This window comes from Acinetobacter sp. CAU_H_78, from assembly GCF_058599365.1.
In genome coordinates this window covers 292,818-316,865 of record NZ_CM178652.1, presented here as the reverse complement: position 1 = coordinate 316,865, position 24,048 = coordinate 292,818, and the positions used below count along the sequence as shown (strand labels likewise).

Annotated in this window: 20 protein-coding genes and 2 tRNA genes; 16 read left to right on the top strand and 6 right to left on the bottom strand. The window is 44.1% G+C overall.

Annotation, left to right across the window (positions count from 1 at the left end; translation table 11 throughout):
* Positions 1–10: 10 nt before the first annotated feature.
* The 5 genes from ftsI to AC4MCD_RS01480 form a co-directional block, all read right to left on the bottom strand.
* Positions 11–1,834 carry a penicillin-binding protein PBP3 gene (gene ftsI, locus AC4MCD_RS01500; protein ID WP_491876459.1) on the bottom strand — a complete coding sequence of 608 codons (1,824 nt, stop codon included), beginning with the start codon at positions 1,832–1,834 and terminating at the stop codon, positions 11–13.
* 15 nt (positions 1,835–1,849) lie between these two features.
* Positions 1,850–2,182 carry a cell division protein FtsL gene (ftsL, locus tag AC4MCD_RS01495; RefSeq protein ID WP_491876458.1) on the bottom strand — a complete coding sequence of 111 codons (333 nt, stop codon included), beginning with the start codon at positions 2,180–2,182 and terminating at the stop codon, positions 1,850–1,852.
* A gap of 10 nt (positions 2,183–2,192) precedes the next feature.
* Entirely contained in the window at positions 2,193–3,104 is a 912-nt protein-coding gene (gene rsmH / locus AC4MCD_RS01490) for a 16S rRNA (cytosine(1402)-N(4))-methyltransferase RsmH (protein WP_180104162.1), read from the bottom strand.
* 190 nt (positions 3,105–3,294) lie between these two features.
* On the bottom strand, positions 3,295–4,314 hold the full coding sequence (locus AC4MCD_RS01485) for a sulfate ABC transporter substrate-binding protein (RefSeq protein ID WP_491876457.1): 1,020 nt from the start codon (positions 4,312–4,314) through the stop codon (positions 3,295–3,297).
* 242 nt (positions 4,315–4,556) lie between these two features.
* On the bottom strand, positions 4,557–5,561 hold the full coding sequence (locus tag AC4MCD_RS01480) for a sulfate ABC transporter substrate-binding protein (RefSeq protein ID WP_491876456.1): 1,005 nt from the start codon (positions 5,559–5,561) through the stop codon (positions 4,557–4,559).
* 390 nt (positions 5,562–5,951) lie between these two features.
* On the opposite strand from AC4MCD_RS01480, the gene AC4MCD_RS01475 reads away from it, so the two are divergent.
* The 6 genes from AC4MCD_RS01475 (at position 5,952) to AC4MCD_RS01450 (ending at position 9,364) form a co-directional block, all read left to right on the top strand.
* The gene (locus tag AC4MCD_RS01475) at positions 5,952–6,257 is read left to right on the top strand and encodes a hypothetical protein (RefSeq protein ID WP_491876455.1); all 306 of its coding nucleotides are present in this window, start codon (positions 5,952–5,954) and stop codon (positions 6,255–6,257) included.
* Between the two features lie 139 nt (positions 6,258–6,396).
* Positions 6,397–7,905 (top strand): glutamate--tRNA ligase, encoded by a 1,509-nt coding sequence (gene gltX / locus AC4MCD_RS01470; protein WP_262737953.1) that lies wholly within the window; start codon positions 6,397–6,399, stop codon positions 7,903–7,905.
* A gap of 57 nt (positions 7,906–7,962) precedes the next feature.
* Positions 7,963–8,038: transfer RNA gene (locus AC4MCD_RS01465), tRNA-Ala, on the top strand.
* Positions 8,039–8,074: 36 nt separating this feature from the next.
* A tRNA-Glu gene (locus AC4MCD_RS01460) sits at positions 8,075–8,150 on the top strand.
* 143 nt (positions 8,151–8,293) lie between these two features.
* Positions 8,294–8,635, top strand: a complete 342-nt coding sequence (locus AC4MCD_RS01455; RefSeq protein WP_004787163.1) for a hypothetical protein — start codon at positions 8,294–8,296, stop codon at positions 8,633–8,635.
* 318 nt (positions 8,636–8,953) lie between these two features.
* Positions 8,954–9,364: an SEL1-like repeat protein gene (locus AC4MCD_RS01450; protein ID WP_419374537.1), complete on the top strand. Its 411-nt coding sequence runs from the start codon at positions 8,954–8,956 to the stop codon at positions 9,362–9,364.
* A gap of 43 nt (positions 9,365–9,407) precedes the next feature.
* Here the strand turns inward: AC4MCD_RS01450 and ettA are convergent, their stop codons facing one another.
* Entirely contained in the window at positions 9,408–11,069 is a 1,662-nt protein-coding gene (gene ettA, locus AC4MCD_RS01445) for an energy-dependent translational throttle protein EttA (RefSeq protein WP_005233568.1), read from the bottom strand.
* Positions 11,070–11,387: 318 nt separating this feature from the next.
* Here ettA and AC4MCD_RS01440 point away from each other — a divergent pair, with 318 nt between their 5' ends.
* From AC4MCD_RS01440 to AC4MCD_RS01395, 10 genes are all read left to right on the top strand, one after another.
* The gene (locus tag AC4MCD_RS01440; protein ID WP_419364022.1) at positions 11,388–12,665 is read left to right on the top strand and encodes a bifunctional O-acetylhomoserine aminocarboxypropyltransferase/cysteine synthase; all 1,278 of its coding nucleotides are present in this window, start codon (positions 11,388–11,390) and stop codon (positions 12,663–12,665) included.
* Positions 12,666–12,960: 295 nt separating this feature from the next.
* The gene (locus AC4MCD_RS01435) at positions 12,961–13,848 is read left to right on the top strand and encodes an SDR family NAD(P)-dependent oxidoreductase (RefSeq protein ID WP_419364021.1); all 888 of its coding nucleotides are present in this window, start codon (positions 12,961–12,963) and stop codon (positions 13,846–13,848) included.
* Positions 13,849–14,063: 215 nt separating this feature from the next.
* A complete protein-coding gene (hisIE, locus tag AC4MCD_RS01430) occupies positions 14,064–14,846 on the top strand; it encodes a bifunctional phosphoribosyl-AMP cyclohydrolase/phosphoribosyl-ATP diphosphatase HisIE (protein WP_180013393.1) in 783 nt (260 codons plus the stop codon).
* 19 nt (positions 14,847–14,865) lie between these two features.
* Entirely contained in the window at positions 14,866–16,368 is a 1,503-nt protein-coding gene (locus tag AC4MCD_RS01425; RefSeq protein ID WP_034590271.1) for an AAA family ATPase, read from the top strand.
* Between the two features lie 39 nt (positions 16,369–16,407).
* On the top strand, positions 16,408–17,802 hold the full coding sequence (locus AC4MCD_RS01420) for an AAA family ATPase (RefSeq protein WP_491876454.1): 1,395 nt from the start codon (positions 16,408–16,410) through the stop codon (positions 17,800–17,802).
* A gap of 437 nt (positions 17,803–18,239) precedes the next feature.
* A complete protein-coding gene (locus AC4MCD_RS01415; protein ID WP_491876453.1) occupies positions 18,240–21,077 on the top strand; it encodes a monovalent cation/H+ antiporter subunit A in 2,838 nt (945 codons plus the stop codon).
* Between the two features lie 4 nt (positions 21,078–21,081).
* Positions 21,082–21,447, top strand: a complete 366-nt coding sequence (locus tag AC4MCD_RS01410) for a Na+/H+ antiporter subunit C (protein WP_004787185.1) — start codon at positions 21,082–21,084, stop codon at positions 21,445–21,447.
* Positions 21,447–23,255 carry a monovalent cation/H+ antiporter subunit D gene (locus AC4MCD_RS01405; RefSeq protein ID WP_491876452.1) on the top strand — a complete coding sequence of 603 codons (1,809 nt, stop codon included), beginning with the start codon at positions 21,447–21,449 and terminating at the stop codon, positions 23,253–23,255. Before AC4MCD_RS01410 ends, AC4MCD_RS01405 begins: the two co-directional genes overlap by 1 nt.
* Positions 23,255–23,773 (top strand): Na+/H+ antiporter subunit E, encoded by a 519-nt coding sequence (locus tag AC4MCD_RS01400; protein WP_125278899.1) that lies wholly within the window; start codon positions 23,255–23,257, stop codon positions 23,771–23,773. Before AC4MCD_RS01405 ends, AC4MCD_RS01400 begins: the two co-directional genes overlap by 1 nt.
* Positions 23,770–24,045: a monovalent cation/H+ antiporter subunit F gene (locus tag AC4MCD_RS01395; RefSeq protein ID WP_004787192.1), complete on the top strand. Its 276-nt coding sequence runs from the start codon at positions 23,770–23,772 to the stop codon at positions 24,043–24,045. Before AC4MCD_RS01400 ends, AC4MCD_RS01395 begins: the two co-directional genes overlap by 4 nt.
* The last annotated feature ends 3 nt before the right edge of the window (positions 24,046–24,048 follow it).

Genomic DNA, 24,048 nt, shown 5'->3' with positions numbered 1-24,048 from the left:
GATCACCTATTTACTGGACTTTGGGAGATTCTAAAGGTTTGTCCAACGGGACATTCAGCAGGCGTAAAGATTCCTGCATCACACGGGCAAAGACAGGTGCAGATACCATACCACCATAATAAGACCCTTGCGGATTTTCCACGACCACCACCATGGCAATACGCGGATCACTTACTGGCGCTACACCGGCAAATAAGGCACGGTATTCACTGGTTGAATAGCCTTTACGATCGGCACGCAATTTATGCGCAGTACCGGTTTTACCTGCAACACGATAACCAGGTACGGTTGCACGGGTTGCTGTACCACCAGGCAAAGTTGCTGTTTCCATCATCAGCAGAACCTGTTCTGCGATTTGTGGATCAATCATCTGCTCGCCTTGTGGCTGTTCTTCTAACTTATATAGACTTAAAGGCACTTTCACACCTTTGTTCGCCAGCATGGCATAGGCATCAGCCAATTGCAGCACAGTCGCATTCAGACCATAACCATAGGCCATGGTTGCTACTTCAGACACATTCCATTTACTTGGCGGCAGAATCAAACCGGAACTTTCACCCGGAAATTTCACTGCGGAACGCTGACCAAAACCAAGACGTTTATAGAAAGTCGGTAAAGTTTCATACGGCAGTGACAGAGCTAATTTAGCTACACCGACGTTTGATGATTTCTGGATAATACCACCCAGTGTCAACTGACCGTAGTTATGCGTATCACGAATAGTATGATTCCCGACTCGCATACTACCTGGACTCGTATTGATCACCGAATTGGCCGTATATTTCCCGCTCTCTAGAGCCATCGCCACTGTTAGCGGCTTCATGGTTGAACCCGGCTCGAAGGAATCGACAGCGCCACGGTTACGCATTGCGTCTTTATTTAATAAGCCATTCTTGTCATTCGGGTTATAAGATGGCCAAGAAGACATTGCCAGAATTTCACCAGTTTTGACATCAACTGCAATCGCTGTTGCGGAGCGGGCATTATTGGCGACGCCTGCTGCAGTCAGTTCACGATACATAATGTACTGTAAACGTGAGTCGATACTCAGGGTAATGTTTTCACCCGGCTCAACTTCTTTAATCACTTCCGGTTCTTTAACCCGGTTGCCTTTTTTGTCACGAATAATCTGCTGTTCTCCATCCTGACCGGCAAGACGGGTATTCAGCTGCATCTCCAGACCTTCAATACCTGTACCTTCACTATTGGTCAGACCAATAATCTGGGAGTTTGGCTGTGGCTGCGGATAATAACGCTTATAGTTTTTCTCGGTATACACACCCTGGAAATTACGCTTCATGATCAGTTCCGCCTGTTGTGGCGGCACTTCTTTTTTAAGGATCAGATAACGTGAACGTGGGCGCTCTTCCATCTTTCTACGCAATTCAGCACGATCCATACCTACTGCATCAGCCAGCTCATCCAGATTCAGGTTTTTATCTGGGAGTTGACGTTTCAGTTTACGGCTATTCGGCTCTTTCTGTAGCGCCAGCATGGTTTCATCATAGAGTTTTTTATTATCAAAATAGTCACGTGGGTCAATCACGATTTTCATAATCGGCGTACTGATTGCCAGCGGAATACCATTACGATCATAAATTACGCCACGCATGGCCTTGATGGTATTGGTTCGTAAAATATTGGCATTGGCTTTATTTTGCAAAAAGTCTTTATTGATAATCTGCACATAGAAAGCTCGGCCGATCAGTGTCACAAAACACAGCAGCACCACGGCCCACATGATGTAAAAACGGTTGATATAAACATTTAAGGCATTTTTCTCGGTGACGGACTGCTTTTTACGTACCGGTTGCTTCTTTCTCTTGTCTACCATGTTCGAGCGCTAGCCTTATTTTTTCTCATCTGAAGGTTGTGGTAAGGAAATCACGGCACTCTGTGAAATCGGAGGTGAATACATCCTTAACTGGGTCACTGCACGGGTACCAATCTGCGCGGTCGCACCAAAGGTCTGCTGTTCAATCAGCAAACGTCCCCACTCTGCATTCAAATCATCCCGTTCACGCAGATAGGTACTTAGTTCTCGATTATCCTGACGGTATTCAAAGACCTGGAAGACGACAAATACCGCACTGATAAAGACCATCAATATCAATATGAGGTAAACAATGACTTTTTTCAGCCATAACTTTTCTGTTTTTTTATCAACCACTTCAGTTTTCATGATGTGCCTATTAAGCTAAACGTTCTGCCACGCGCAGCCATGCGCTACGTGAACGAGGATTGGCTTTAACTTCCTCATCACTTGCCTTGACCCGGGCAATTTTCTTTAAACGTCGCGTATCCTTTTGTTGTTGCGGCATTCCCCAGCCTGAATCTTCTTCAAGCGTTGATTCTTTTTGAATAAACTGCTTAATCAACCGGTCTTCCAATGAGTGGAAGCTGATCACAGCCAAACGTCCCTCCGGTTTCAAAATCTCAACCGCTTGAGGGAGGAAAGTTTCAATATCTTCTAATTCTTTATTAATAGCAATACGAATTGCCTGGAAAGTTCGGGTGGCAGCATGTTTATTTTTTTCCCATTTTGGATGGGCAACTTTTACAATTTCCGCCAGTTTAGCTGTGGTATCAATATATCCGGCAGCCTTGATTGCTTTAGCAATACGGCGACTATAACGCTCTTCACCATACTGAAAAATCACATTAGCCAGTGCTTCTTCTTCAATATCTACCAGCCATTCTGCTGCAGTAGGACCTTGCGAGTTGTCCATACGCATATCCAGCGGGCCATCTTTCATAAAGCTAAAACCGCGTTCTGCCTGATCCAGCTGCGGTGAAGACACCCCTAAGTCAGCCATCACACCATCCACACTTTCAATGCCCTGCTCAGCCAGTGCCTGTTTTAAATCAGCGAAGCTGGCATGAATAATTTTGAAACGTGAATCTTCCTGTTCCAGTTCTGCGGCAACAGCCAATGCTTGCGGGTCTTTATCGAAAGCATAGACGCGTGCATTTTCATCTAATTTGGAAAGTAATAAACGTGTATGCCCACCACGGCCAAAGGTTCCATCCACATAAATTCCCGTATTGCGACCAGCCAGTAAGGCATCAATCGTTTCGTGAAGTAATACAGAAATATGTGACATAAAAACTCAATCAATAGGGCGAAAAATTTAACTGCACATTATCACTCTGTTTAGCTAAAGCTCCAAACGACTTTTTGTAGATAAATATTAATTTCTATAGAGAAAACCGTTTTTATTTTTCGACAGCCGATAAAAAGCCTCCATCGAGGAAGCTTTTTTTATATTTTAAATTTATTTTTTAATCAACAAATTAACGCTTCGAGTTATAGATCTGGTCGAAGATTGCACCATTCACAAAGTGAGTTTTCTGTGCATTGGCCCAGCCACCGAATACTTCATCAATGGTAAAGGTTTTAATTTTCGGGAACTGTGATGAATATTTGGCTAAGACTTTCTCATTACGTGGACGATAGAAATGTCGTGCTGCCATGTCCTGACCAAGTGGAGAATAAAGATAGTTGATATAACCTTTAGCTAACCATTTATTGCCATTTTTATCTACCGTACGATCTACGATGGCTACAGAAGGTTCAGTCAGAATGGTCAAAGATGGATAAACGATATCAAACTTATTTTTACCTAAAGTTTTTTGCGTTACCAGAGCTTCATTTTCCCAAGTTAACAGCACATCACCAATATTACGTTCAGCAAATGTCGTCATTGAGGCACGTGCGGCTGAGTCCATCACTTTGACGTTTTTATAAAGCTTGCCGACAAATTCTTGGGCTTTGGTTTTGCTACCACCTGGTTGTTTTTCTGCATAACCCCAAGCTGACAGATAAACCCAACGTGGCAAACCACCAGTTTTCGGGTTTGGTGTAATAATTTCTACGCCCGGTTTAGTCAGATCTTTCCAGTCTTTAATTCCTTTAGGGTTACCCTTACGCACCATGAAGACAATCGTTGAAGTATAAGGTGCAGAATTATGCGGGAACTCTTTTTGCCAGCCTGGCTGAATCTGACCAGATCTTACGATCTCTTCAATATCGTTTGCCAATGCCAAAGTAACCACATCACCTTTTAAACCGTCGACCACAGAACGCGCCTGTTTACCTGAACCGCCGTGAGACTGTTTAAAGTTCACATCAATACCGGTTCGTTTTTTCCAGTAGGCTCCAAAAGATTTGTTAAATTCATCATAGAATTCACGGGTTGCATCATAAGAAACGTTCAGGAATTCACGATCCGCAGCTTGGCTTGCAGTTGCAGTAAATGTCAGACCTGTTGCCAATAAAGCAACACTAACCAGTGATTTTAATTGAGTTTTCATAAGAGTATCGGGAGATTATCTTCATTAGATATAACTATATGAAATAAAGTTATTTTTCGCAATTGAGCAAACAAAGTGCATACAGGGTAATATTTAGTTATTTTTTGTTTTAATTTCATGTTTTATATAATAAAAATTTCTAGATTAAAGGCTTATCCCATTTTTATAGCATTTTATGCTTTAGATATAAAAAAAACGGATAATAAACTATCCGCTTTCTGACTTTGCTTCAGTAATTAAAATTATTTACGGTTTTCCGCAGAGATCTGATCGTAAATTGCCCCATTCACAAAATGGGTTTTCTGCGCTTTTGCCCAGCCGCCAAAGACTTTATCAATGGTAAAAGTCTGAATTTTCGGGAATTGCGCCGCATATTTTGCTGCTGCTTTGGCATCACGTGGACGGAAGTAATATTTCGCTGCCAACTCCTGCCCTTTTGGTGAATATAAATAGTTTAAATAACCTTTGGCCAAATTACGGTTACCATTTTTATCCACGGTCTTGTCGACAATCGCCACTGAAGGCTCAGCCAGAATGGAAATCGAAGGATAAACAATTTCATACTTATCTTTACCCAGACCTTGCGTCGCCAATAACGCTTCATTTTCCCAAGAGAGTAATACATCGCCGATCCCGCGTTCAGCAAAGGTCGTTAAGGAACCACGCGCACCTGAATCCAATACTTTGACATTGGCATAGAGTTTTTTCACCAGTTCTTTGGCTTTGGCATCATTACCACCCGGCTGTTTCAAGGCATAACCCCAAGCCGACAGATAAATCCAGCGCGGTGCACCACCGGTTTTTGGGTTTGGCGTAATAATTTCAACGCCTGGTTTGGTTAGGTCATTCCAGTCTTTAATCTGTTTTAGATTGCCTTTACGAACCAGAAATACAATCGTAGAGGTATAAGGAGCCGAATTACTTGGGAACTCTTTCTGCCAGCCCTTTTCGATTAAGCCTGCATTGACAATTTCTTCGATGTCATTGGCCAGTGCCAAAGTGACTACATCGGCCTGCAAACCATCCACCACAGAGCGTGCCTGTTTACCTGAACCACCATGCGACTGTTTAAAGTTGACCGCTTGCCCGGTTTTCTGTTTCCAGAACTTGCCAAATTCTTCATTATATTCCTGATAGAATTCGCGGGTCGGATCATAGGAAACATTGAGAAAGTCTTTTGCAGCATAGCTAGGAATGACACTTCCGCCAAGTAATACTAAAATAGTAGAAGTTATTATCTTTTTCATGATGGGCACTCATTGCTAATTTACCCAGCACTATATAAACAAAAAAATTACTTAACAATCAGATGATTATAATATTTTATCCAATCATATTCTATTTTTGATATATATGCTCACAATTCATTTCGGATACATTTTCCCCTAAAAATTTAATATCCTGCTACAATATAAGACAGTTCTTCACGATCTCTACACAGTTATCTGTTACAAATAGGCAACTTAAATGTGGAAATTTTGAGATTTAGTAATTTTCCACAGAGAAATATTAGTTTTTTGTAAAAAATGTGACCTGGTTCTACTTTTTTATATCTGAATGTGATTAGATTGTAGCCAGTATTATAACAACATTTTTAACAAAACAAGATTAACCAGAGCCAAGGAGGAAGTTTGGATATGAAATTTAAAATATTCACAGCCAGCATCCTAAGTCTTATCATGCTGTTCTCGATTCAACTTGGCCATGCCGTAGTTGTAAAAACAGAGCTACCTAAAGCCTCTGCAAGTGCAATTGAAGTGAAAACCTCACCAATTGAAAAAGCGATTCAGCAACATAAAGCTGATAAAAATGCTTTTCATACTGAGGATGAACTTAAGGCGCTGACTGCGTTCAAATCAAATCCGACTCAAAGCTTTTTTGCAGCTCAAAACCTGCGCTTTACCCGCTTTGTGCAAAGTATTTTTTCTCCGAGCAATTCATAAGACTTAGTTTTAGTTCTCCACATTCGTTATATTTTGCTCATCCTGAAAAGCCGCATCATTCAATGTTGAATAAAGCATTAAGTGATGTGGCTTTTTCGTTATAATAGCTGCAATTTTATATTTAAGATTAGATCCGGTTATGACTGTTCGTACTCGTATTGCACCTTCTCCTACCGGTTTCCCGCATGTGGGAACTGCCTATATTGCCCTGTTCAACCTGTGTTTTGCCAAACAGCACGGTGGCGAATTCATTCTTCGTATTGAAGATACGGATCAGCTACGTTCTACTCCTGAATCTGAAAAAATGATTCTGGACTCACTACGCTGGTTAGGCCTGAACTGGTCAGAAGGCCCAGATGTCGGTGGTCCACATGCACCATACCGCCAGTCAGAACGAATGAGCATTTATAAAAAATACGCAGAAGAACTCGTAGATAAAGGTCATGCCTTCTACTGTTTCGCAACAGCGCAAGAACTGGATGAAATGCGTGCTGAACAGCAGGCACGTGGCGAAACTCCACGTTATGATGGCCGCGGTCTAAAACTGTCTAAAGAAGAAGTGGCACGTCGTCTGGCAGCTGGTGAACCGCACGTGATCCGTATGAAAGTGCCGACTGAAGGGGTATGTACGTTCAATGATATGCTGCGTGGTGAAGTGGAAATTCCATGGGCGCAAGTCGACATGCAAATTCTGCTGAAAACTGATGGTCTGCCAACTTACCATCTGGCAAACGTGGTCGATGACCACCTGATGCAAATTACACATGTGATTCGTGGTGAAGAATGGATTCCATCTGCACCGAAACATCAGTTGCTGTACAAATACTTTGGTTGGGACATGCCAGTCCTGTGCCACATGCCTCTACTGCGTAACCCGGACAAATCAAAACTGTCTAAACGTAAGAACCCGACTTCAATTAACTACTATAAAGACATCGGTGTATTGCCAGAAGCATTGCTGAACTATCTGGGCCGTATGGGCTGGTCAATGCCAGATGAGCGTGAAAAGTTTACTTTGGCTGAAATGATTGAACACTTTGACATTAACCGTGTCTCTCTGGGTGGTCCAATCTTTGATGTTGAGAAACTGAACTGGTTAAATGGTCAGTGGATTAAAGCCCTTTCTCCTGCTGAACTATTAGATACCTTACTAGCCTGGAAAGCAGACCGTGCCAAACTGGAAGAAATCGCTGCTGCAATTCAACCACGGATCAATTTGCTGTCTGAAGCAGTGAACTGGTCAGCGCATTATTTCAACCATTTCCCGACTTTGACTAAAGAACAGTTTGAAAGCAAAAAACTTTCTGAAGAACAAGTGCGTCAAAGCCTGCAATTTGCGATCTGGCGTCTGGAAAGCCTGTTCACCTGGAACAATGACACTGTCAGCCAAACGCTGATGGATCTGGCAAATCAGATGGGCGTTAAATTACGTGACTTTATGCCAGCATTCTTTATTGCGATTGCCGGTTCAACCGCTTCTACCCCAGTCATGCAGACCATGGTTACCATTGGTCCGGATCTGACTTTTGCCCGTCTGCGCCACGCGCTGGAAGTTGTGGGTGGTCCTAGCAAGAAAGAAGTAAAAGCTTGGGAAAAGCTGAATGAGAGTCTGAAACTGCCGAAAAATGAAGCAGTTGATCAAGCTTGATTTATTTTTTAGTTGACGGCTGAGCGTTATATCCATAATATAGCGCTCACACAGACTGGGGTCATAGCTCAGTTGGTAGAGCGCTACAATGGCATTGTAGAGGTCAGGAGTTCGATCCTCCTTGACTCCACCAAATAAGTCTTGCTTTACCTGTGTATTTGCCTCATTTGTCCCTATCGTCTAGAGGCCTAGGACATCGCCCTTTCACGGCGGTAACCGGGGTTCGAATCCCCGTAGGGACGCCATATTCAAGATGGCAACATCTTAATAAAAAACCCAAGCATTGTGACTTGGGTTTTTTATTGTCTGTCTGTTTTATATTGGCGGTATTTCGGTTTTTGCGTATCTTCCGATAAAATAATCAGTAATTTAGAATTTTGGAGTTGTAATGCAATATCGTTGCCCTAAATGTCAAAGCCCAAAAATCATGCCCGTTGCTCAGCCAGGTCAACCAGCGGCGCGTCCTGTTGTGCCTAAAAGCCTGATCATGCTGGTGCCTGCCCTGTTTGTATTATTGCTGCTGGTCATCATTAGCATCGCGATGTGGATTTTTGGAGATGGTGCAGGTACGACTTTACAGACCGCTACTGTGATCGTGTTTATAATCTGTCTGATCGCAGGCTTCATGTTCTATAAAGATTTGCCTGATTTTAAAATTTCCATGCAAGCTTTCATGCAAAGTCAAAAGAAATGGAAATGCCGTGAATGCAATCATGAGTGGGAAATCTGATTTCTATAGTTCACTCATTTTTAAAGCTAAAAATCTTGCATGCTTATGCAAGATTTTTTTTATTAGTAAAACTAAATCTTCTAGCCCCTAATATTAAAATGTCGACTAGAACAACAAATTCATATTTTTTCTAATTTAATTCACTTTTTAAATGAAGTTTTTTTATTTTTACTTCTTGTTTTTGCTCATTAAATACACAAAAATATCAACATGAGACTAAAAGCATGCAATTCATTACCGTAATAAAACCGCTTTATATTGTAGTCTTTAGTGGATAGTTTAATTAATTGTTAATAATGGCAAACGTGAGGAATAAAAATGCTTAAACTTAAAAAAGTCATACATTTTCTGTTTTCTCATGATGAGCCTACAGGTTCAGAAGTGGAGAATTCTATTTCTGAAGCAGACACCTATTATCTGGAAGCTGTACAGCTTGAAAAGCTTTGCCATGCTTTAAAGCAACGCCAAGTCGAACATTTTCAAATTGCGCAGCTAAAGCAGCAAGAAAGTTATCAACGCAATGCTTTCTGGAACTATTTAAGTGCAGCAACACGTGGACACGCCGAAGCGCAATATAGACTGGGTAAACACTTTCTTAAAGGTAGTCTAGGTTTAGATCAGAATTATTTTCATGCTGAAGAATGGCTGAATAAGGCTAAACAGCAAGGTCATTTAAAAGCTGCGCGGCTGTTATCAAATACTTATAGCCAAATGAGTGTCCAATATTAAATAAAAAAACCAGCCCAAAGGCTGGTTTTTTTATGCGCTTGGATTAAGCACCAATTTTGCGGTATTTCTGACGCTTCGCTGCCAGATCATCGCCATATTTCTTACGGCGATATTCTTCAAACTCGGTATAGTTACCGGTGAAGAATTCTGGAGTCTCATCTTCAAATGACAAGATGTGAGTCGCAATACGGTCCAAGAACCAGCGGTCATGCGATACCACCATCACACAGCCCGGGAATACCAGAATTGCATCTTCTAACGCACGTAAAGTTTCTACGTCCAAGTCGTTTGATGGTTCATCGAGCAGGATTACGTTCGCACCTTGTTGCAGGATTTTCGCAAGTTGTAAACGGTTACGCTCACCACCTGACAATTCACCTACGCGTTTTTGCTGATCTTGACCTTTAAAGTTGAAGCGACCGATGTAAGCACGAGATGCAATTTCGTAATCGCCTACTTTCAGGATATCCAGACCGCCAGACACTTCTTCCCAAACGGTTTTATTGTCATCCAGGGTGTCACGAATCTGACCCACATAAGCAACTTTTACAGAATCACCCAAAGTCACTGTACCAGTATCGGGTTGCTGTTCGCCCGTCATCATACGGAACAATGTAGTTTTACCTGCACCGTTTGGACCTACGATACCGACAATCGCTGTTGGTGGTACTGTGAAAGACAAGTCTTTATACAGCAGTTTGTCACCAAACGATTTGCTGATCCCTTCAACTTCAACCACCTTGTTGCCCAGACGTGGACCAGGCGGAATATAGATTTCAGAAGTTTCATTACGTTGCTGGAATTCGCGAGAGTTAAGCTCTTCGAAACGCTCCATACGTGCTTTGTTTTTCTTCTGCTGGCCTTTCGCATTTGAACGAACCCATTCAAGTTCTTTTTTCAATGCTTTAGCAAAAGATTCTTCCTGCTTGTTCTCTTGTTCTAAACGCGCATTTTTCTGTTCCAGCCAAGAAGAATAGTTACCTTGGTAAGGAATACCATGTCCGCGGTCAAGCTCCAGAATCCACTCGGCTACGTTATCCAGGAAATAACGGTCGTGCGTAATCGCCACGATAGTGCCCGGGAAGTCTTTCAGGAAGCGTTCCAGCCAAGATACAGATTCTGCATCCAAGTGGTTGGTCGGTTCGTCGAGAAGCAGCATGTCTGGTTTAGACAGCAGTAAACGACATAATGCAACACGACGGCGTTCACCACCTGAAAGCATGGTTACATCTGCATCCCATGCAGGCAGATTTAATGCTGCTGCAGCCTGTTCCAACTGGTTATTCAGGTTATGCGCATCCCAAGTCTGGATAATCGCTTCCAGTTTTTCCTGTTCTTTCGCCAAAGCATCGAAGTCTGCATCCGGATCTGCATAGTCTGCAAATACCTGATCAAGGCGTTCTAATGCATCAAGTGCTTCACGTACGCCGTCTTCAACGTTGCCACGAACGTCTTTGGTTGGATCAAGTGGTGGTTCTTGCTCGAGGTAACCGATTTTGATACCCGGTTGCGCACGTGCTTCACCAGAGAAATCTTTATCTACGCCCGCCATAATACGAAGCAAAGTAGATTTACCTGCACCGTTCAGACCAAGCACACCAATTTTTGCGCCTGGGAAAAATGATAAGGAGATATCCTTGAGGATTTCGCGCTTTGGCGGAACCATCTTGGACACTCGGTTCATCGTATAAATATATTGGGCCACGTAGGACTCCTCAATTGAAAAACCAAATGGGGAAGAAACAAACTTCCCCTGCTCAATCATGAGCGAAAAAATAATCGGCTATTATACGCAGAAAGTCTTCAAAACATAAGCCATTCACGTGAAGTTAATGCCTTGTTACAAGTTTAATCCTGTTTATTTTTCAAACAGTATTTCTGACACCTAAACTTGCATTATTTTGCTGATGCTATATCGTTAATTAAGATATTCATTTGAATAAATATGCACTTTTCTTCATATTTCAAGTGTTAATATTTGAGCAGTTTCATTACAGCTAAAAACACAAGAAGACCAACGATCATGACTTATAAAGCAGAAACTTTAGCGATTCACGCAGGCTATAGCCCGGAACCTACCACTAAAGCTGTTGCGGTTCCCATTTATCAAACCACCTCATATGCCTTTGACAATACTCAGCACGGTGCCGATCTGTTTGACCTAAAAGTTCAGGGCAATATCTATACCCGCATCATGAACCCAACCACGGCAGTGCTGGAACAACGTATTGCAGCTCTGGAAGGTGGTATTGGTGCGCTGGCTTTAGCTTCAGGTATGGCTGCGATTACCTATGCGATTCAGACCATTGCTGAAGCGGGTGACAATATTGCTTCGGTGTCTACTTTATATGGCGGCACTTATAACCTGTTTGCACATACCCTGCCTAAACAAGGGATCGAAGTTCGTTTCTTTGACTATCAAGATCCGGAAGCTCTACGTAATCTGATTGACGGCAAAACCAAACTGGTTTTTGTGGAATCAATCGGTAACCCGCTGGGCAATATTATTGACCTCGAAGCGATTTCCAAGATTGCCCATGAATATGGCGTACCAGTCATCGTCGACAATACTGTAGCGACCCCAGTTCTACAGAAATCTTTTGATTTCGGTGCCGACATCGTGGTGCATTCACTGACCAAATATATTGGTGGTCATGGGAATTCGATTGGCGGCATTATCGTGGATAGTGGCAAGTTCCCATGGGGGCAGCATGCCGAGCGTTTCCCTGCTTTGAATACACCGGATCCGAGTTATCATGGTGTGAATTATGTCGAAGCTTTAGGTGAAGCGGCGTATATCGCGCGTGCTCGTGTCGTACCTCTGCGTAATACCGGGGCAGCGATCAGCCCACAAAATGTATTTTTAATTCTGCAAGGCTTGGAAACTTTGAGCCTGCGTATGGAACGTCACACAGAAAATGCGCTGAAGGTTGCAGAATATTTACAACAACATCCGAAAGTAAAATGGGTCAATTATGCCGGTCTGAAAGATCACCCGCAGCATGCTTTGGCACAAAAATATGTGAAAGGTAAACCGTCTGCCATTCTGACTTTTGGTGTAGAAGGTGGCCGTGAAGGCGGTGCCCGTTTTATCGATGCCCTGCAATTGTTCACTCGGCTGGTCAATATTGGGGATGCCAAGAGTTTGGCCTGCCACCCGGCAACGACCACCCACCGCCAGCTTAATGCTGAAGAGCTTAAATCAGCAGGTGTGAGTGAAGATATGGTGCGTTTATCGATCGGGATTGAACACATTGATGACCTGATTGCGGATCTGGAACAATCTCTTGCAGCAGTTTAAGCCTCATTTTAAAGCAGAAAACTCCAGCAAAAATGCTGGGGTTTTTTTATTTATTTTTTGAATACAATCACTTGCTTTGTGATTTATTTTCATGATAAAAATCAATTGAAACGGCGAACACAAATAGAGCAATTACTCTAATTTTTATTTTATTTTCAATAGTTTAATGTATGGATTTTCTTAAATAATTAGTTATCATATTAGTACTCATCTTCGCTCTTATCTCTGTTAGAGCCATCTTTGATTTTTTAATAAAAATAATTTGAACGCAGTCTTCAAATTAGGGATAACAAACGTGAAAACTAGACTACAGAAACAATTGGAAAAACGTATTGCAGGTAAAACTGTCCTTATTACAGGCGCATCCAGTGGTATAGGTTTAACGACAGCACATCAGCTGGCAGATGCTGGCGCACATGTTTTACTGGTCGCGCGTACCAAAGACACCCTAGAACAAGTAAAAAAAGAAATTGAATCCAAAGGCGGTAAAGCTTCAGTATTTCCATGTGATCTCAATAATATGGAATCCATTGATGAAGTGTCCAAACAGATTATTGCTTCAGTCGATCATATCGACATCCTGATTAACAATGCGGGCCGCTCGATTCGCCGTGCAGTGCATGAATCAGTGGATCGTTTTCATGATTTTGAACGTACCATGCAGCTAAATTATTTTGGTGCTGTACGTCTGGTGATGAATATCCTGCCGCAAATGATGATTCGCCGTGCAGGCCATATCATCAATATCAGCTCGATTGGGGTATTGGCGAATGCCACCCGCTTCTCGGCTTATGTCGCATCTAAAGCCGCACTGGATGCTTTCAGCCGCTGTCTGTCTGCAGAAGTCCATTCACATAAAATTGCGATCACTTCGATTTATATGCCTTTGGTTCGTACGCCAATGATCGCACCGACCAAAATTTATAAATATGTGCCTACCCTGTCTCCGGAACAGGCAGCCGAACTGATTGCTTATGCGATTGTGAAACGTCCGAAGAAAGTCGCAACCCATCTGGGACGTCTGGCTTCGATTACCTATGCGATTGCGCCAGACATCAACAATGTCCTGATGTCGATCGGTTATAACCTATTCCCAAGCTCTTCAGCATCAGTGGGTCAGCCGCAAAAACTGAACTGGGTGCAAAAGGCCTATGCGCGGATCTTCCCAGGTGAGCACTGGTAATTTTTTCAAGAATATTCTGGCCGCCTAAGGGCGGCTATTTTATTTCTACACTTTAGAGATTCAGTCGCTCAGGTTTATAATCTGAATGCGCTTAACGACACATCCTGTCTTTTCAGGCACAGATTTTTGCCGCAAATGCGACGAGATCACGTACACTATGGACGGATATTTCCTATCCATCTTTTTATATTCTGATTCAATTAATGGAAACCCTTATGAACAACGTGCAATGGCTCGATGAAGTAAAATTTAACGAACAAGGTCTGATCCCTGCCATTGCCCAGCACCATCAAACTGGTCGTGTATTGATGGTCGCCTGGATGAACCGCGAAGCGCTGACTTTAACTGCTGAAAAAAATCAGGCGGTATATTTCTCCCGTTCGCGCAACAAGTTATGGCATAAGGGCGAAGAATCTGGTCATTTCCAGACTGTGCATGAAATCCGTCTGGACTGTGATGCTGACGTGATTATTTTACAGATTGAACAGCATGGTGGTATTGCCTGCCATACTGGTCGTGAATCATGTTTCTACCGTAAACTGACACCAAATGGCTGGGAAATTGTGGATGCACAAATCAAAGATCCTGCTGCGATTTACGGTGAAAAATCAACAAATCCGCATACGCTTGCCATGAATGCCTCAACCGCTCAGTCTGAACAGGTTGAAGTATTGTCATACTTGGGCGAGATGATGGCAGAGCGTAAGAAAGCTGATCCGGAATCTTCTTATGTGGCCAAGCTGTACCATAAAGGCCTCAACAAGATTCTGGAAAAAGTCGGTGAAGAAAGCTTTGAGACCGTGATCGCGGCTAAAGATTTCAAAACTGAAGCCTCTGAAGACAACAAGAATGACCTGATCTATGAAGTGGCTGATCTATGGTTCCATACCATTGTGATGCTCGGTTACTTCGACCTGGATCCGCAACTGGTCCTGAATGAACTGGCACGCCGTCAGGGTCTATCCGGTCTGGTTGAAAAAGCCAATCGCCAACATTAAATCGTGAATGAATCTACCTGTGTCTGATCTGCAAAAACCCAAAGCGACCTATGAGCAGGCAACTGCTATTGATAACGCACGCCTGGGAAAATCTTTTAAAGTCATTGCCTATGCGGGCACAGGTAAAACCACGACCCTGCAAATGATCAGTGATGCCATGCCGGAACGGCGCGGCATGTATCTGGCGTTTAATAAATCCATTGCCTCAGAAGCACAAAACAAGTTTCATCGTGGTGTCGACTGCCGTACTTTCCACTCCCTGGCTTTTCGCAGTGTTCCACGTGGAGTCACGGATAAACTACGCCTACCGCGTTTAAGTCCAAGCTTTATTGCCAAAGAATATCGCCTTGAACCGATGACCTTGCGCCGGATGATGGGCGGACGTTATGAAAAATATGTACTGATGCCTTCGCGTCTGGCCAGTCTGGTCGCGAATGCAGTTGGCTATTTCTGCTCAACCAGTTCGCAATATCCCGCCCCGCGACATATTCAGGCACCGAGCTGGCTACACCCAGATGATATTGAAGCATTGCAAAAGAAACTTTATCCAGCAGTTGAACGGCGTTGGTTAGAGTCAATTGATCCCAATCATCAGGCCGGGATTGGGCATGATATTTACCTGAAACTTTGGGCATTGTCTGAGCCCAATATTCCTGCCGACTATGTGCTGTTTGATGAAGCACAGGATGCTGATCCACTGATGCTGGGAATTTTGCTGAAACAGCGTAGCACTCAGGTCATCTATGTCGGCGATGCACATCAGCAAATTTATGCCTGGCGTGGTGCAGTGAATGCCATGCAGCAGCTGCCACTACCTGAATCTCGTCTGACCACTTCCTTCCGTTTCGGGCCTGAAATTGCGCTGAATGCCAATGCGATTTTGGGAGCACTGAATGAAACCGTGCCCCTACTCGGTAATCCGCACTTAAATTCTAAAGTGGTCAATAAACCACATACCAAATTGCGCGATGCGATTCTATGCCGGACCAATGCACGTGCTATGGAACTGTTACTCGCTGGTTTAGTACGTGGTGATAAAGTCAGCCTGCAAGCGGATCATGTCAAACTGAACCGTTTTGTTGATGCCGCTGCGATGCTGAAACAGGGCAAACGTGTGGTTGATGTACCTGAACTGGCCTGGTTTAATTCCTGGCATGATGTGCACGAGTACTGCGAGACCAATGAAGGTAGTGATATCAAACCTTTAGTCAAACTGGTCGATGAACATGGTACTGATCCCCTGAAAACTGCTCTCGCCAAAATCACCCCAATCGGGCAAGCGGACTACATTATCTCTACCGCGCATAAGGCCAAAGGTTTGGAATGGGATCGGGTACACATTGAAGATGATTACCAGTTTAAGCTGAATGAGAAAGACCATAAAATTAGTGACGAAGAGTTACGTCTGCTGTACGTGGCCTGTACTCGTGCTAAAGTAAGCTTAAATATTCATCACATTTATGACCTCATTCAACAACTGAAAATCAGGATGCCACAGTCACTGCGCCAAGCCGTCGGCTAAGGTAAAACATAGATGTAAAAATCACGCTACAGGTGATCCATGCACATCGAAAAAATACAACTCAAACATGCTCTGCACTTTTCTAATATCCAGCTCGATTTTGATCTGCAAAAATCACCTGTGACTTTAATTCTGGGTGATCAGGGTTCCGGTAAAACTACCTTGCTGCGCTTAAGTTATCAGGCTTTGACCTGGTTTTCTGCACGTTTTCGTGACTTGCGTACCGCAGGTTTAAGTATGCTGGATCAGGATATCCTGCAAAATCGTCTGCAATCCAAAATTGATATCCTGGTGCGTTTTCCTGATGATTTGGGATCATTTCCTGAATCAGCACAGGGAGAAGCGGCCCCTGCCCAATCTTGTTCCTGGCAGTTATATAAAACCTTAAATAGTCAGGGAATTGGCTTTGCCAAAGCAGAAACCCAGCAACTCGATGCCATGGTGAATCTTTATCAGAAGGCAAGGCAACATGACCCTTTGCTCGGTCTGCCTATGGTCGCCTACTATCCGGCTGAACGCTTCGTCAATGAAATCAATTTACTCAGCAAAAATAATCAGGCCATTTTTCAGACTGCGCATGCTTATGAAATTACCGCCATTCCTTTTACGACTTTTGCGCGCTTCTTTGAATGGTTTCGTGAAGTTAGTGATATTGAAAATGCACAAAGTGCCAAGATCATTGACCAGATTCTAGATCAGGCACTACAGCAATCGGATGATATACAGGCAGATCAACTGGCCCAGCAAATTGAAAAAGCCAAAGCGCATATGCATACACCGAGCTTAACTGCCTTGCGTGAAGCTCTATCCATTGTACTACCAGAACTTAGCCAGATTTATCTCGATTACCAGCCCAAGCTGCAATTGATGGTGCGTTATCAGGATCACACCTTTAGCTTTCAGCAGTTGTCGAGCAGTATCCGGAACTGGATTGCACTGGTGGGAGATATCGTACGACGCCTTTGTCTGCTTAATCCGCACAGCTTATTTCCCTGTCAGGAAGGTACTGGCATCTTAATGATTGATGAAATTGATCATCAACTGGATCAGGACATGGCTGCCGTCATTTTACCGCGTCTGCATCAGGCGTTTCCTAACTTGCAGATTATTGTGACTGGAAACCGGCCGGAATTGCTGGAACAGGCTCAGGATTTTCAGTGTCTAAAACTGGAAAATAAACAGCTGCATCCCATCCATCTGAATCCAATGCAGGTTCAATATGATCATCTCTATGCGAAGTTGCCGCTTGAGATTAGCCAACATCATTCAGATATAGAAAAAGTTGAAGATGCACTTCAGGAACCAGAAACAGTCAACCTGACGGCTCAATCTGTTTTGCAACTGATTCAGGAGCAGCTAAGCACAGAACAGCAGCAAGAACTTTTACAACTGTTGAGTCAGGATAATTCACAAAGCTTGCCTCAATCTTCTTAAATAGTGCTGAAACGATAATGCAATTTAAAAAATAAAATCAGGATGCAAGAATAGGTTTGGATTTTCTGCATTCCTGATCAAGAAGTTATAAATTTTTATCAATAAATGCAGGGAGTTTGATCTTTATTTTCGGTCAAATTTGTACGAGATGTTCAAGCATGCACCCCATATCAAAACCAAGCTTACGTATAATCTACAAGTTCTACATAAAAACATTGATGTTGTGGTTATCCTGTAATATGATCGGTTTTACTTGCAATTTTCGTTGTAAAATCGGAATTTGCTATCGTTTATAAGTTGCGCAATACAACTGTTTTATTCTGTTTGAATATCATTCTGGCTTTCAAGATCGAGAAGTTTTGGGTCGCTCTTTGCGGTCCTGTAATCCTTGAAAGATAAAGATTCACCCTAGGTTGACCTTAACCTATATCACGACAATGGATACGAGTGTGCTGCCAATTATTATATTGTTACCGTTAGTATTAGGCACAACCCTTGTCTCGTGGCTGAAGCAATTTTCACGCGGGGTAACGGCTTTAGGAGCAATTGCCGTCAGCCTCAGCAGTTTCTTATTACTGTTGAGTCAGGCGCCTGCTGTATTTAATGGAACGGTAATTACCCAGACCTGGTCCTGGCTACCCCAGCTTGGAATCGATTTCAGTTTCCGGCTGGATGCTTTGGGCATGCTGTTTGCTCTGCTGATTAGTGGAATTGGCACCCTGATTTATATCTATGCCTATTATTATCTCAGCCCTAAAAACTCCCTGAGTAAACTCTATTTCCTGCTGATGCTGTTTATGGCAGCGATGCTCGGCATTTCCTTGTCTAATAATCTTCTGATTCTCCTGATTTTCTGGGAACTCACCAGTATTTCCTCCTTCCTGCTGGTCGGTTACTGGAGCAATTATGAAGCGGCTCAACGCGGCTCACGCATGGCTCTGACCATTACCGGCATGGGTGGCTTATCTATGCTGGGTGGTTTTATTCTGCTCGGACAGATGACAGGTACCTATCAGATTGACCAGATCCTGATGATGGGCGAACAGATTCAGGCGCATGCCCTATTTGTACCGACATTATTATTAATTTTACTCGGTGCTTTTACCAAAAGTGCGCAGTTCCCGTTTCACTTCTGGTTACCAAATGCCATGGCAGCACCGACGCCGGTGTCTGCCTATCTGCACTCTGCAACCATGGTTAAAGCAGGCCTGTTTTTAGTTGCACGTTTATTGCCGATTTTTGCAGGCGCGGCACTGTTCCATAATATTGTTACTTTTATTGGGTTATTTACCCTGTGTGTGGCAGCGTTCTTTGCCATCTTTAAAGAAGATCTGAAAGGTCTGTTGGCCTATTCAACTATTAGCCATTTAGGCCTGATCATGTGTCTGCTGGGTATTGGCTCACCACTCGCCGTCGCAGCAGCAATTTTCCATATCATTAACCATGCAACCTTTAAAGCTGCCTTGTTCATGATTGCCGGGATCATTGACCATGAATCCGGTACCCGGGATCTGCGAAAATTGTCTGGTCTTTGGCAAATGCTACCTTTTACCGCAACACTGACCATGATCACAGCGGCCTCCATGGCTGGTATTCCATTAACCAATGGTTTCTTGTCCAAAGAGATGTTCTTTACCGAACTGGTCGCAAACTTAAGTGGACCAGTGATGGTCGGTGCCGCCATTGCAGGAACACTGGCTGGGATTTTTGCTGTCGCCTATTCAATTCGTCTGGTGCATGGCGTATTTTTTGATGGCCCCTTAGGCCAGCAAGTCCCAAATAAAGATGCGCATGAACCGCCATTCGGTATGCGTGCACCGGCTATTTTACTGGCTTTCCTGTGTATCGCAGTCGGCCTGTTACCAGGATTACTGGTTGAAAAGATTGTAAATAGCACCACACAAGCATCAACCCAGAATTTCGCCTTTGAAGGTACTCACCTCGCCCTTTGGCACGGTATTAATCTGCCTTTGGTGATGAGTATTATTGCGATATTCGGCGGTGCGATTTTCTATTTTGCACTGGCCAAAGGTGGCACAATCCGGGAAATTGATCTGGATCCGAAACTGGGCAAACTGCAAGGTCGTGTACTATTTGATCTGTTTCTGAAAAATCTATTACTGAATTCAAGACGTTTCCGCCGTGCGACTGAAAATGGCAAACTGCAAAGTTATATTTTGTGGATTGTACTGTTTACCATTGGTCTGGTGGGTTACCCACTCGTCGTCAATGGGATCGACACCGGTAGCCGCGAACTGACCCATGCACCAGTGCTTGCCATTGTACTGTGGTTATTGCTGTTCTCAGCTTGCTGGATGATGCTGTGGTTCCATCATGAACGGATTAAGGCCATCCTGATCAGTGGTGCGGTCGGTCTGGTCGTCACCATGGTTTTCATTGGTTTCTCGGCACCCGACCTGGCTTTGACCCAGATTACAGTCGATGTAGTAACGACGGTTCTGCTACTAATGAGCCTGTCTCTACTGCCACAACTCACGCCTTATGAATCCAGCCCGACCCGACGCTGGCGAGATGCAGTGATTGCGGTCTGCGGGGGTCTAGGAATTGCAACGGTTGCTTGGCTAGTTATGACACGTGACCATAATTCAATTTCCTGGTTCTTCATCCAACAATCGATTCCGCTTGGTGGCGGTACAAACGTCGTCAACGTAATTCTGGTCGATTTCCGTGGTTTCGATACCTTCGGCGAGATTACCGTACTCGGGATTGCAGCAATCGGTGTACTGAGTCTGATGGATGGCATGCGTGCCCATGGCACTACCATTACCCAAGGTCTGACTTACCGTTTTAACCCCTCCCCTTTGATGCTGCGTATTACTGCATCATGGATTTTACCGGTAGCCCTGGTGGTGAGTCTGTATATCTTTATGCGCGGCCATAATCTTCCGGGTGGTGGTTTTATTGCCGGTCTGGTTACCTCATTGGCCTTGATCATTCAATACGTTGCCATTGGTCAGGATCATGCAGAGAAAATGCTGGGAGCTAAATCTGGACGTCTCTATGAAATCTGGATTGGCGTCGGCCTGACTATTGCAGGCCTAACTGGTATTGCAGCCTGGTTCTGGTCACGTCCATTCCTGACCAGTGCCCATATTCATGTTCATCCACCATTACTTGGCGATATGCATTTGGCTTCTGCCGCGCTATTTGATGTCGGTGTCTATGTCACCGTAGTCGGGGCGACCATGCTGATGATTTCCGTTCTAGGTGACTCCCGTCACTCAAGTATGACTGGCCCAGTACCAAGAGGATAATAGAATGATTAGTTTAGAACTTTTATTAGCCTCAGCAATTGGCCTACTTACTGCCACCGGGATCTATCTGATTCTGCGGGCACGTACCTTTCCGGTCGTTCTTGGACTGGCCATGATTGGTTATGCAGTGAACCTGTTTTTATTTGCCATGGGTCGTATTCAGATGAATTCGCCTGCAGTGCTCACCGAAGCCACGCAGGTCACCGACCCTTTACCTCAGGCGCTAGTGCTGACCGCCATTGTAATCGGTTTTGCCACCACCGCCTTTATTGTACAGCTGGCCTTACGTAGCCGTTATGAATCAGGAACAGATCACGTTGATTCCAAAGAAGAGATACCGCAACATGACCCACGTGAGGATGAGCCGTAATGACTGATCTTCTCAACTTCTTGAATCAACACACTCCTATTTTCAGTATTCTTTTACCGGCTTTTACTGCCTTTATTTTAGTACTGTTGGGTAACCCGGGTTCCGGTTCTCTGATTACCGACTGGCGTCAGCCGTGGCGTCGTGGCGTGAGTCATATTTCGACCCTATTGGGTTTGATTATGGCGGTTGGCTATCTGATCAATAGCAGCCAAGGGCAGATCAGTGTCTACACTTTAAGTGAATGGGCCGCCCCTTTTGGTATTGTACTGGTCTTGGACCAACTCTCTGCCTTGATGCTGGTACTGACCTATACACTCGCTTTGCCAATCGTTTGGTATGCCAGCAAAGAATGGGATATTCGCGGGCGCTATTTCCACACCATGGTCCATTTTCTATTAATGGGGCTTAGTGGTGCCTTCCTGACCGGTGACTTGTTTAACCTGTTCGTGTTCTTCGAGATCCTGTTAATGGCCTCCTATGTTCTACTTTTGCATGGGCAAGGCAAGGCACGCTTCCAGCTCGCTGTGCATTATGTGGCTATTAACCTGCTCGCTTCTGCTATGTTCCTGATCGGACTCGGGATGATTTATGGCAGTGTCGGCAGCCTGAATATGGCTGATGTTGCCCGCCTGATGCCAACTTTGGCAGGCGATGAACATAAGCTGGCCGTTGCAGGCGGACTGATGCTATTTGTGGTGTTCGGGATCAAGGCAGCCATGTTACCGGTAGGCCTGTGGCTTCCTAAAACGTATGCTGTTGCAACTACTCCGGTGGCTGCCCTGTTTACCATCATGACCAAAGTCGGGATCTACGCGATTATCCGGGTCAATGGCACTGTATTTGATGATGAATATAGCCACCAGATTCTGATGAACTGTCTGCTGGTGATTGGTCTGATTACTTCGGTCTATGGGGTAATCGGTGCAATTGGTACCGAACGCCTGCGTCGTTTTGTCGGTTTTATGGTGCTGTCTTCAGTTGGGACTATTTTGATTGCCATTGCGATGAATAGCACTCAGGCCTGGGCAGGTGCACTGTATTACATGGTGCACAGCACCCTAATTGGCGCGGCATTTTATATTCTGTGTGGCTGGATCACCTCACAGCGTGGCGAGTTTAAAGATCACTTTAAGATTGCCCCACAGATGAAACAGAATAAGCTGGTTTCCATTGTATATTTCATCATTGCCTTGATGATGGCTGGCTTGCCACCTTTCAGCGGCTTCTTCGGTAAAGTGTTTATCCTGCAAGCTTCAGGACAGTCTGAGCATCAAATGCTGATTATCTTTACGGTTCTACTGGTCAGCTTACTGAGTATTTTGGCTTTTACCCGGGTCGGTTTTATTCTGTTCTGGCGTTCAAGCCGACCGGAACAGGATGAAAATTCTGAAGAATTCAGCAAGTATGAAGCCTTACCGAGCAAGGCACCGGCACGAAATGACCGGGTTATTTATCTGTTATTGCTCAGTCTGACAGCCTACGTGGTTTTTGCTGCACCGATCTATCAATATAATTATCAGACCGCAGCACAGATTAAAACCAATCCGATTTATGAAGCAGCACTGTTAAAACGTGATGCTGAAGGTAAGTTCATCAGTGTTCAGCCATTTGATCCAGGTTATTTACCAGAAACCAAATATGGTGGTGAAACACCTGATCCAAATGCGCATCTGATTCCTTATGTCATTTCAGAAAACACCTTAAATGGCGATCATATTTCTGAATTTAAACAACGTCAGATTGATAAGCAGTATATTGAACAGAACAAATACGACGACAATCAACTTAAACCGGCGGAGGGACTTTAATGGCTGAATCATTACTTCAACGCTGGTTTCCTCATCCTTTCGTTTCCGTGATTGTGGCGATGAGCTGGGTCATGCTAGCCCATAATATGGAAGCCGGCACACTGCTCATGGCAATATTTCTGGCCATCTTGATTCCACGAATGGTCGCTCCTTTTATTGATTACACGCCGAATATCCGATGGATCCCAGCGATGCGCTTATTCTGGGTCGTTGTTTGGGACATCATTGTCGCTAATATTAAAGTCGCGATTTTAGTACTGGGACCGACCAAAAATCTGCATCCCAAATGGTTCCGGGTACCTCTGGATACCGAGCATGAAGAAGTAAATACTTTGCTGGCAATGATCATTACCACCACACCTGGTACAGTTTCTGCGGGGATTGATCAGGACCGTGGCGATATTCTGGTGCATGCCTTAAGTACGGATGATGAAGAGGCCGAAATTGAAACTATTAAACAGCGCTATGAACAACCATTGATTAAAATTTTTAGCGCACAATCAGGAGCTGAAGCATGACCATTCTGCCATATGCATTGCTGATTTGTCTGGGTGCTGTCACGATCTCCATGTTGCTGTGTCTGATCCGGCTGGTCATGGGCCCTTCAATTGTTGACCGTCTCCTAGCATTAGATACCCTGTTTTTGAATGCAACCTGTCTGGTGGTGATTCTGGGAATCTACTGGAGCAGTACCTTTATGTTTGAAGGTGCCCTACTGGTGGCTATGCTAGGTTTTGTCTCTACCGCTGCCCTTGCCCGCTATTTCACTACTGGCCATGTCATCGACTAGGAG

Coding starts and splice junctions, on each gene's coding strand:
- gltX (WP_262737953.1), top strand. CDS start 6,397: ATGACTGTTCGTACTCGTATTGCACCTTCTCCTACCGGTTTCCCGCAT.
- AC4MCD_RS01485 (WP_491876457.1), bottom strand. CDS start 4,314: ATGAAAACTCAATTAAAATCACTGGTTAGTGTTGCTTTATTGGCAACA.
- AC4MCD_RS01405 (WP_491876452.1), top strand. CDS start 21,447: ATGACTGATCTTCTCAACTTCTTGAATCAACACACTCCTATTTTCAGT.
- AC4MCD_RS01475 (WP_491876455.1), top strand. CDS start 5,952: ATGAAATTTAAAATATTCACAGCCAGCATCCTAAGTCTTATCATGCTG.
- AC4MCD_RS01440 (WP_419364022.1), top strand. CDS start 11,388: ATGACTTATAAAGCAGAAACTTTAGCGATTCACGCAGGCTATAGCCCG.
- AC4MCD_RS01455 (WP_004787163.1), top strand. CDS start 8,294: ATGCAATATCGTTGCCCTAAATGTCAAAGCCCAAAAATCATGCCCGTT.
- AC4MCD_RS01395 (WP_004787192.1), top strand. CDS start 23,770: ATGACCATTCTGCCATATGCATTGCTGATTTGTCTGGGTGCTGTCACG.
- AC4MCD_RS01420 (WP_491876454.1), top strand. CDS start 16,408: ATGCACATCGAAAAAATACAACTCAAACATGCTCTGCACTTTTCTAAT.
- ftsI (WP_491876459.1), bottom strand. CDS start 1,834: ATGGTAGACAAGAGAAAGAAGCAACCGGTACGTAAAAAGCAGTCCGTC.
- rsmH (WP_180104162.1), bottom strand. CDS start 3,104: ATGTCACATATTTCTGTATTACTTCACGAAACGATTGATGCCTTACTG.
- hisIE (WP_180013393.1), top strand. CDS start 14,064: ATGAACAACGTGCAATGGCTCGATGAAGTAAAATTTAACGAACAAGGT.
- AC4MCD_RS01410 (WP_004787185.1), top strand. CDS start 21,082: ATGATTAGTTTAGAACTTTTATTAGCCTCAGCAATTGGCCTACTTACT.
- AC4MCD_RS01400 (WP_125278899.1), top strand. CDS start 23,255: ATGGCTGAATCATTACTTCAACGCTGGTTTCCTCATCCTTTCGTTTCC.
- AC4MCD_RS01415 (WP_491876453.1), top strand. CDS start 18,240: ATGGATACGAGTGTGCTGCCAATTATTATATTGTTACCGTTAGTATTA.
- AC4MCD_RS01480 (WP_491876456.1), bottom strand. CDS start 5,561: ATGAAAAAGATAATAACTTCTACTATTTTAGTATTACTTGGCGGAAGT.
- AC4MCD_RS01450 (WP_419374537.1), top strand. CDS start 8,954: ATGCTTAAACTTAAAAAAGTCATACATTTTCTGTTTTCTCATGATGAG.
- ftsL (WP_491876458.1), bottom strand. CDS start 2,182: ATGAAAACTGAAGTGGTTGATAAAAAAACAGAAAAGTTATGGCTGAAA.